This window comes from Calidifontibacter terrae, from assembly GCF_054778835.1.
Map to the genome: position 1 here is coordinate 1 of NZ_BAAGZF010000012.1, position 9,052 is coordinate 9,052.

Annotated in this window: 9 protein-coding genes; 5 read left to right on the forward strand and 4 right to left on the reverse strand. The window is 64.6% G+C overall.

The window, feature by feature from the left end:
• Positions 1–399 precede the first annotated feature (399 nt).
• On the reverse strand, positions 400–1,776 hold the full coding sequence (locus ACYU98_RS14335; protein ID WP_460468905.1) for a cystathionine beta-synthase: 1,377 nt from the start codon (positions 1,774–1,776) through the stop codon (positions 400–402).
• A 79-nt stretch (positions 1,777–1,855) separates the two neighbouring features.
• Here ACYU98_RS14335 and ACYU98_RS14340 point away from each other — a divergent pair, with 79 nt between their 5' ends.
• The 5 genes from ACYU98_RS14340 to ACYU98_RS14360 all read left to right on the forward strand — a co-directional run bounded on the left by ACYU98_RS14340 (position 1,856) and on the right by ACYU98_RS14360 (position 5,742).
• A complete protein-coding gene (locus ACYU98_RS14340; protein WP_460468906.1) occupies positions 1,856–2,962 on the forward strand; it encodes an SGNH/GDSL hydrolase family protein in 1,107 nt (368 codons plus the stop codon).
• A gap of 55 nt (positions 2,963–3,017) precedes the next feature.
• Positions 3,018–4,241, forward strand: a complete 1,224-nt coding sequence (locus ACYU98_RS14345; RefSeq protein ID WP_460468907.1) for an acetyl-CoA C-acetyltransferase — start codon at positions 3,018–3,020, stop codon at positions 4,239–4,241.
• A 41-nt stretch (positions 4,242–4,282) separates the two neighbouring features.
• The gene (locus ACYU98_RS14350; RefSeq protein ID WP_460468908.1) at positions 4,283–4,501 is read left to right on the forward strand and encodes a hypothetical protein; all 219 of its coding nucleotides are present in this window, start codon (positions 4,283–4,285) and stop codon (positions 4,499–4,501) included.
• A 79-nt stretch (positions 4,502–4,580) separates the two neighbouring features.
• Entirely contained in the window at positions 4,581–5,435 is an 855-nt protein-coding gene (locus ACYU98_RS14355; RefSeq protein ID WP_460468909.1) for an undecaprenyl-diphosphate phosphatase, read from the forward strand.
• A 124-nt stretch (positions 5,436–5,559) separates the two neighbouring features.
• A complete protein-coding gene (locus tag ACYU98_RS14360) occupies positions 5,560–5,742 on the forward strand; it encodes a hypothetical protein (protein WP_460468910.1) in 183 nt (60 codons plus the stop codon).
• Between the two features lie 50 nt (positions 5,743–5,792).
• Here ACYU98_RS14360 and ACYU98_RS14365 read toward each other — a convergent pair whose 3' ends face one another.
• The 3 genes from ACYU98_RS14365 to ACYU98_RS14375 form a co-directional block, all read right to left on the reverse strand.
• On the reverse strand, positions 5,793–6,686 hold the full coding sequence (locus tag ACYU98_RS14365; RefSeq protein ID WP_460468911.1) for a Bax inhibitor-1/YccA family protein: 894 nt from the start codon (positions 6,684–6,686) through the stop codon (positions 5,793–5,795).
• A gap of 687 nt (positions 6,687–7,373) precedes the next feature.
• Entirely contained in the window at positions 7,374–7,703 is a 330-nt protein-coding gene (locus ACYU98_RS14370; RefSeq protein WP_460468912.1) for a hypothetical protein, read from the reverse strand.
• Positions 7,704–8,285: 582 nt separating this feature from the next.
• Positions 8,286–9,044 (reverse strand): RHS repeat-associated core domain-containing protein, encoded by a 759-nt coding sequence (locus tag ACYU98_RS14375; RefSeq protein ID WP_460468913.1) that lies wholly within the window; start codon positions 9,042–9,044, stop codon positions 8,286–8,288.
• Positions 9,045–9,052 lie beyond the last annotated feature (8 nt).

Sequence of the window (9,052 nt, forward strand, 5' to 3'; positions counted from 1 at the left end):
ACAAGAGCAAAACAAACCAAAAGGTCTGCTCACTACAATGTACAATCTCAACCAAACAAACAATTGGCATCAATCATTCGACACGCTGTTGAGTTCTCAAGAAACGACTAGTCATCTTCCGAGAGACATACGAGATGCCACTCTTCCGAGCTATTCCTTCGTTATTTCCCCCGGCTCTTGGGCGTCAGATCCGTAGATCCTCGCGCACTTGGCTCCGGAAGGAGTTCCAGCGTACATGCCCTTGCGGGTCATGTCCAACTGGGCGGCCAGTCCTTGGTGCGGCCCCACCTTTCGGTGTTTCCGCCTCCCTGTCGGGCTGACGTCGTAAACATTAGGTGACCTTTGGCCAAACTTCCAAATCCGCAGGTCAGCGGCTGTTTTGGGGTCTGAGACGAGCCCTCAATCCGCGAGGATATTCAGCAGATCCGCCCTGGTCAGGACGCCGATCGGCTTGCCTCCGTCGATCACCAGCAACGCATCGGTCTTCACCAGCGTTTCGCGCACCCCTGCGACGGGTTCACCGGCGCCGACCAGCGGCAGGGTCGGCTCGAGATGCCGCTCCACGGAGTCGGCAAGGTGGGCCGTTCCGCCGTACAACGCTTCGAGCAGAGCTCGTTCACTGACTGAACCGGCGACCTCCCCCACCATGACCGGCGGTTCGGCGTTCACCACGGGCAACTGGGAGACGCCGTATTCGCGCATGATCTGAATCGCGTCGCGGATCGTCTCGTTCGGGTGTGTGTGGACCAGGTCGGGCATCGCTCCGGACTTCGCGGCGAGCACGTCACCAACGGTGCGGTCGCCTCCCTCGCTCAGGAAGCCGTAGGACGCCATCCAACGGTCATCGAAAATCTTCGACAGGTAGCCGCGGCCGGAGTCCGGCAGCAGCACCACCACGGTGGCGTCAGCCGGGAGGGTGCGCGCATGCCGCAACGCGGCAACGACTGCCATCCCGCAGGAGCCACCTACGAGGAGTCCTTCCTCTCGAGCCAGCCGGCGGGTCATCGCGAATGACTCTGCGTCGCTGACGGCGATCACCTCGTCGACCACGGAGGGGTCATAGGCAGCCGGCCACATGTCCTCGCCGACGCCTTCGACGAGGTACGGGCGTCCAGTGCCACCGGAGTAGACCGAACCCTCTGGGTCAGCGCCGATGATCTGCACCCTTCCGCCGGCCCTGTCTGCGGAGACATCACGCAGGTAGCGGCCCGTTCCTGTGATGGTGCCGCCCGTTCCGACACCTGCCACGAAACTCGTCAAGCCGCCCTCGGTGTCGTCCCAGATTTCCGGACCGGTCGTCTCGTAGTGAGAGGCCGGTCCGTTCGGGTTGGAGTACTGGTCGGGCTTCCACCCGCCCTTCGTCTCGGCCGCAATGCGGTCGGAGACGGAGTAGTAGCTGTCCGGGTGATCGGGAGCAACGGACGTCGGGGTGACGACGACCTGTGCGCCATAGGCGCGCAAAACGTTGCGCTTGTCTTCGCTGACCTTGTCGGGGCAGACGAAGATGCACTGGTATCCCTTGCGCTGCGCCACCAAGGCGAGACCGACACCGGTGTTGCCTGATGTCGGCTCAACGATGGTGCCGCCCGGCTGCAGCTCTCCGGACTTCTCAGCGGCCTCCACCATCTTCAGCGCGATCCGGTCCTTCACGGATCCGCCCGGGTTGAGGTATTCGACCTTCACCAACACGGTGCACTCCACCCCATCGGTGACCGAGTTGAGCTTGACCAGTGGAGTGCCGCCGACAAGGTCGGCGATGTGCTCGGCGTACTTCATGGTGTGAACTGTTGCACACCGGGTGCGGATGAGAGGATCGACCGCAACCGCAGAACTTCCAGGACGAGGTGGATTTCCGATGGTGGGTGCGGCAAGCGCGCGCAAGGTGGCCACGAGAGCGGCCTACGCCAGTTCGATCGGCGCTGCCGGTCTCAGTGGCGTGGCGCTCGGCGCCTACGGACTGCTGCGAATCGAGGCGATGATCGCCCGTCGAGTCGTCGGCCAGCCCTTCGAGGGCGCACCCGACGATTCCGGGTCGTACGGTCATGGCCCCGGCGACCCGATCGAGATGCTGGTCGTCGGCGACTCGACGGCCCGCGGCATGGGCGCGGACAGCCCCACCCAGACGGTGGGGGCGATCTGCGCGACCGCAGTCGCCGCGATCGCCGGACGCCGCGTCAACCTCACCAACGTCGCTTCGGTAGGTGCGATCTCCACCGACCTCGGCGCTCAGGTGGACCATGCGCTGTCGCTGGTGCGCCGGCCTGACGTCGCAGTGGTCATGGTCGGCGCCAACGACGTCACCAAGAGCGTGCAGCGCGCGGTCTCTGTACGCCATCTGGCAGCGGCCGTCGCCGCCCTGCGCGCCGTCGACTGTCAAGTCGTCGTCGGCACGTGTCCCGACCTCGGCGTCATCGAGCCGGTTCCGCAGCCACTACGCCTACTCACGCGCAAGTGGTCGCGCGACCTTGCCGCGGCCCAAACTGTCGCGGTGATCGAGCATGGCGGCCGCACCGTCTCCCTAGGCGACCTGCTGGGCCACGAGTTCGAGCAGACGCCGTCGGTGATGTTCAGCAAGGACCGCTTCCACCCCTCGGCCGCGGGGTATGCACGAGCGGCTTCCGCCCTCATCCCGTCGGTCCTGGACACCCTGGGTGTCGGATCGACCGATTCAGGCCGCGCCCCCGACCGTCGCCGCGGCGAGAGCATCGGGCCGATCGCGGTCACTGCAAGTCGCGCCGTACGCGATCCGGGCACCGAGGTGACTGGCACCGCCGTCGGCGGCAAGGACTCCAGCCACCGCGGCCGGTGGGCTGTGTTGCTGCGCCGTCATCGCGAGCCACTCCCTCAGACCGTCGAGCCGCCGGCCGACCACGGATCCTCGACGGCGCCCACTGGCGGTCCTGGTAGCGACGCCGACGTGTCCACCGAACTGCCCACCGGTCACGACACCCACGCGCCGTAGACTCCGAATCCGACGGGCGCTGACGGCGTCCGATCCGGCAATCGATGGAGGACCCATGCCCGAAGCAGTCATCGTTTCCACCGCCCGTACGCCGATCGGCCGCGCGTTCAAGGGCTCATTGAAGGACATCCGTCCGGACGACCTCGCCGCCCAGACCGTGCTGGCAGCGCTGGCGAAGGTCCCCGGCCTTGACCCGAAGACCATCGACGACCTCTACCTCGGCTGCGCCGAGCCCTGGGGCGAACACGGCAACAACCTCGCCCGCGTCGTCGCGGTTCTCGCCGGCCTCGACGGGCTGCCTGGCGCGACCGTCAACCGCTTCTGCTCCTCCTCGGTGCAGACCACCCGGATGGCCTACCACGCGATCAAGGCCGGCGAAGGCGACATCTTCGTCTCCGGCGGCGTCGAGTGCGTCTCGCGCTACCTCGACTTCGCCAGCGCCGGTTCGTCCCGCGAGGACATCCAGAACCCGAAGTTCAACGCCTCGGTGCAGCGCACCGCCGCGATCGCGTCGGCCAACACCCCCTGGACCGACCCGCGCGAGGAAGGTCTGCTGCCCGACGTCTACATCGCGATGGGCCAGACGGCCGAGAACGTCGCCACCTCGCGCGGTGTCTCCCGCGAGCGGCAGGACGAGTGGGGCGTCTCCAGCCAGAACCGCGCCGAGCAGGCGATCAAGGACGGCTTCTTCGCGCGCGAGATCACCCCGGTGACCCTGCCCGACGGCACGATCGTGTCCACCGACGACGGCCCGCGCGCCGGCGTCACGCTGGAGAAGGTCTCGAGCCTGCAGCCGGTGTTCCGCGAGAACGGCACCGTGACGGCGGGCAACTGCTGCCCGCTCAACGACGGCGCCTCCGCCGTCGTGGTCATGAGCGACACCAAGGCGAAGGAACTCGGCCTCACGCCGTTGGCCCGGGTCGTGTCCACCGGAGTCAGCGCCCTCTCCCCCGAGATCATGGGCCTGGGACCGGTTGCGGCGTCGAAGCAGGCCCTCGCTCGCGCCGGCATGACGATCGACGACATGGATCTCTACGAGATCAACGAGGCCTTCGCGGCGCAGGTGCTCCCCTCGGCCGACGACCTCGGCATGGACTTGGAGAAGCTGAACAAGTTCGGCGGCGCCATCGCCCTCGGCCACCCGTTCGGTTCGACCGGCACCCGCATCACCACCACCCTGCTCAACGGCTTGCAGACCGTCGACGGCACCTTCGGTCTCGAGACGATGTGTGTCGGTGGCGGCCAGGGCATGGCGATCATCTACGAGCGCCTCTCCTGAGCGACCCGCGACCGGAGGCCATTCGCCTCGAGCTCGCACGCGTGGTCCGGCGGTGGCAGCAGCTGCCGCTGGACCGCGCGTTGTCTCACGAAGACGCCGTACGAACGGCCGCGCAGCGGTTGCTTGGCGAACCGATGCCTGCCTTGGGTCCCGCAACCACCGTCGACCAGTTGCAGGTGGCCGTTTATGACGCCTGCGCAGCAGGTCAGACCGATCAGGTTCTGAGCGCATTGATCGAGCTGCGCCGATTGATCGGATGACCCGCCGCTCACCTCAGCAAACTCTCAGCCCGCGCCCACCATGATGGGCGCGCCCCGTCCGCCCGTATGAAAGGCCCTCATGTCCGGCGTCAGCTATCTGGACTCGACGATTCTCGGTGTCGTCGAAGGACTTACCGAGTTCCTCCCGGTCTCCTCGACCGGCCACCTCACCATCGCGGAGAAGCTTCTCGGCCTCAAGGTGGACGATCCCGCGATCACCTCGTACACCGCGGTCATCCAGATCGGGGCGATCATCGCCACCTTCGTCTTCTTCTGGAAGCGGATCGTCTCGCTGCTCAGCGCCTGGTTCAGCGGAATCACGCATGCCGAAAAGCGAAACAACCACGAGTACCAACTCGCCTGGGCGGTCATCGTCGGCTCGATCCCGGTTGGGATCGTCGGCTTCGCTGCCAAGGACCTGATCAGTGGCCCGCTGCGTTCGTTGTGGGTCGTCGCTGCCGCCTTGATCATCTGGTCCGGCGCCATGTGGTGGGCCGAGCGCGCCCACTCACAGCGCGTGGCAGAGGGCACCGTACGCGATGAGAACGACGTCACGATCAAGGACGGCTTGGCCATCGGTCTCGTGCAGTGCCTTGCTCTGATCCCCGGCGTATCCCGTTCCGGTGCAACGATTTCCGCTGGCCTGGGCCGCGGCATCGACCGCGTGACCGCCACCAACTTGTCGTTCTTCATGGCCATCCCGGCGCTCACCGCCGCCGGCCTCTACGAACTGAAGGACGTCAACACCGCAGTCGTCGGCTATGGCCAGCTGGCCGTCGGCACCGTCGTGGCCTTCGTCATCGCTTACGCCTCCATCGCGTGGCTGCTGCGGTTCGTGCGTAACCACCCGATCACCGTGTTCGTCAGCTACCGCGTGGTGCTCGGCCTCGCGCTGATCGTGGTCCTGGCTGCCGGCTGGATGAGCGCCACCTGATCAACGCTGCGCCGGGTAATCTCCGGCGCGAAGATCCGCCAACAGGCCCGGATGAGACGGCAACCAGCCGTACCTCGCCCGGGTCTGTTCGGTTGATGCCGGCAAGGTCGGCTTGTCCGCGGCGATGACCGCCGCCTTGGTCGAGCGCGGCTACCCAGACGCGCTGGCCCGACTGGCAGCCGAGTTCGGCGCGATCGCCCTCAAGCAGGCGTTCGAGCAATGGGTCAGTGGTCGGAATCGGGCGGACCTGGCGCACCTGATGGTTGAGCAACTGACCACGCTTCGTCGCACGGCCGCACTGTTGTGACACGCAGAAGGCCCCGCCAAGGGCGGGGCCTTCTGTGGAACAGCCCGAGGTCAGTCGCGGCTGATGGCGAACAGTCGCAGCAGCTCGATGTAGAGCCACGCGACCGACACAATCAGGCCGTGGGCCAGCAGCCAGGAGGTCTTCTCCGGGACGCCGGCGGCGACGCCGCGCTGGATGGTGTCGAAGGACACCGCCAGCGAGTAGGAGGCCAGGGCCACCGCGACGAGGCAGAGGACGATGCCGAAGGTGCCCATGCTGAAGAAGCCGAAATCACCCAGCACGCCGGTCATCTGCAACACCAGGTTGACTATCGCGAATAGGAAGTAACCCATCGCCGCAAACGCGAAGATCTTGCGGCTGCGGTCGGTGACACGGATGACACCGAACTTCCACCCGGCGAACATGCCGGTGAACACGCACAGCGTGGCCAGCACGGCCTGCCCGACAACGCCGGGCCACTGAGTGTTGAAGAACTGGCTGACCGCGCCGAGGAAAGCCCCCTCGAGAAGGGCGTAGCCGATGATCAACGGCACCGAGATGGTCTTCTTAAAACTGATCACGAAGCCCAGCGCGATGGTGCCGATCATGCCGCCGATCCACAAGGCGAGGCCGACGGGCTGGCTGTGGGACGCCGCGAACCAACCGGCGGCGCCAGTCACCAACAGCATCGCGAACAGCAGCAGCGTCTTGGTCACCACGTCGTCGAGCGTCATGGTGCGCCCGGAGCCGCCCGGGGTGTCGTACGGCTTCGCGGGTTGCGGAGACTGCGGTGCCTGCTGGCCCCACTGCTGACCGCCACCGAACTGCGGCTGCTGGGTGGGCGGCTGGTAGGGCTGCCCCTGCCCGAACTGGCCGTATTGCGGCTGCTGACCGCTGCCGAAGCCCGCGTAGTCACCGCGAGCGAGATCCTTGTTGAACCGGTCGAACACCGGATTCCCTGCCATTGCTTCCTCCCGAACGTAGGGTTCTACCCCAGTAAAGCGTGCGGGGCCTCAGAATCATCCCCGAACCGCCCAGGGTATAGCGGCGACGACAACCTCTGACTTCCCCACAGCAAATCCGTGAGTTTCGGCCCTTCGCCGGGCCTGGCGAAGGGCCGAAACTCACGCGGATTTCCGATGGGAGCTTTGGTGCACTGTGCCCGACGGTACTCGAAGCAGGCTCACCTCATCTCCCGCATCGAGAAGCTGCGCGAACTCCAGGACGCGCCCGGGCCTGCGGGACCAGCCCCCGCTCGACCAGCTACCCGGCGACTCAAGCACCGGCTGAGTATGCAAGACCGTCGCGACATTGTGGCGCTGCGAGAGAGCGGCAGCACGATCACGGTGCTGGCGAAGCGCTACAGCGTGAGCGACTACTCGATTCGCGTGGTCCTTGCCGAGGCAGGACACCGCGAAGTTCGGCGTAAATACACGCCGGGGCAGATCCATACCATCTGCGCACTATTCGACGAGGGCCACTCCGTTATGGAGATCTCGCGGCGCACAGGCATCCCCGACTCAACGGCCAGACTCGTCTTGCGCCAGCATGGGCGACGCTAGGTTACGAGATCAGCCTGCCCGATTGATCTGTACGGACAGCTAGGCCGGGACGGCGCCAAAAGTTCATCACGGGCGCCGTCCCAACGGATCTCAGTCGACGTCGGTGACGTCGATCTTGTACCAGTGGTCCGGGTTCCTGCGACACTCGGCGGCAGCCTCGCGCCTGGTGACCTTGCGCTTCGTGGCACCGCTGACGTCGAAATGGTCGACCCAGTTCACTGCCTGGTTATAGAACCGCAGCTTACCGCCGCAGATACGCCCGCTGACGTGCTGGCATCGTCCCTGCAGGCGCAGCAGCGCGAGTCGCCCACGACCCCGATGGTCGGTAACCCCGGCCAGAGCTGGCAACAAGCTACTGCCGGAAAAGCCCATAGTGCGAGTGCGGACCCGGCGCCGGAGCACCAAGACGAGCGCGAGCATGAGTGCGCGCACCCCGAACACGAGGATCGGCCAAACGTCCGGAAGTGTCGAGGTCGTCGCGGTGGAAGACTTCGGCGAGGTCTGCGAACGCCCAGCCCCCCGGGCAAAGGTGCATACCGCCGCCATTCCCTTGCCCTATCTACGTTCCGTCGACCATTTCCAACGTGGCACCGCTAACCTTCCAGACCCTCTTCGCACGCAATGAGATCGTCACTCCTCTACGGGAGGCACTTGTCACGTGTCACTGGAAACTTTGGGGCGCGAGAAATCGCCTCGCTTTTGTCAATTGAAATACACCATAGATACCTTCCACTGTCTAGATCATTGACCACGCAACGCATTCCGGTGGCCACGTTCACTTGCCCTCCAGGGAGAAGCGTGTAGGGATCAGTCAGACAATCACCAGACATTGTTATTGGCGATGCCGTGTCGTTGGTTAGGGTGGCCGTTGGAATTGCACAACTCGATGTTGCAATACAACCTGCTGAGACGACTAGCAATCCACCAGCCACGGTGGTGTTCGCGGTTGAGAACCAGCCTGAACACCGCGTCCACCTGAGCAACTTCCAGCTCATCATTGACCTACCAATCATACATTGCACGCCCATGGCGCATGTAAGCCCCCGGGGCGTTCCTAATCCTTGGCCCTGACCAACCCAGGTGCTTCTGTGTCCACGTATGGAAGGGGTTGTAGTAGATCGTTTGGCCAGGACCTTCATCAAATGCACTGCTTTCACCTAGGTGGTGATGAATTTTGTATCGGTCTATGCGCATGTCAGACAAAAGTCCGCGTCGCTCGGTCCACATCAGCGATCGATTCCAAATTGGCCTCAGCCAAGATTTCTGAACAAATTGGCTCCGCCGCAACTTCCGAGCGTAATAGTAGGCGGCGTACGGAACGACAGCGACAACGTCCACAACATATTTATGGACAGCGTGACATGCCTTACGAAACCACGCACACATGTTGTTCCCAGTGACATCGTCGCTGTTTGTTGGGTCGGTGGGGTATCCGTATGAGGTGTCGTTTCCACCCGGGATGGGGTCGGGGCTCGTGAATGCACCGGTGAAGGGGTTGTAGTAGCGGACGCCCATGAGCATGAGGCCACCGGCTTCGGCGGATGTTTCGCGTTGCTTCGATCCGAGCCAGCCATAGCCGAGTGGGCCGGTCACACTCGGGTTCGCCGCGGTAGCGGGTTGCCCGTATTCGGTGTAGTCCGCCCACCCGTCGAACCCGACACAGAGGGAGTGTCCGGAACTTTGTGTAAGTGGGCATCGGCTTAGAGGACCTGAAGGCGGTCGCCGTAGGTCAGGGTGAGGACGTTGAGGATGGGGCGCCAGGCGTTGAT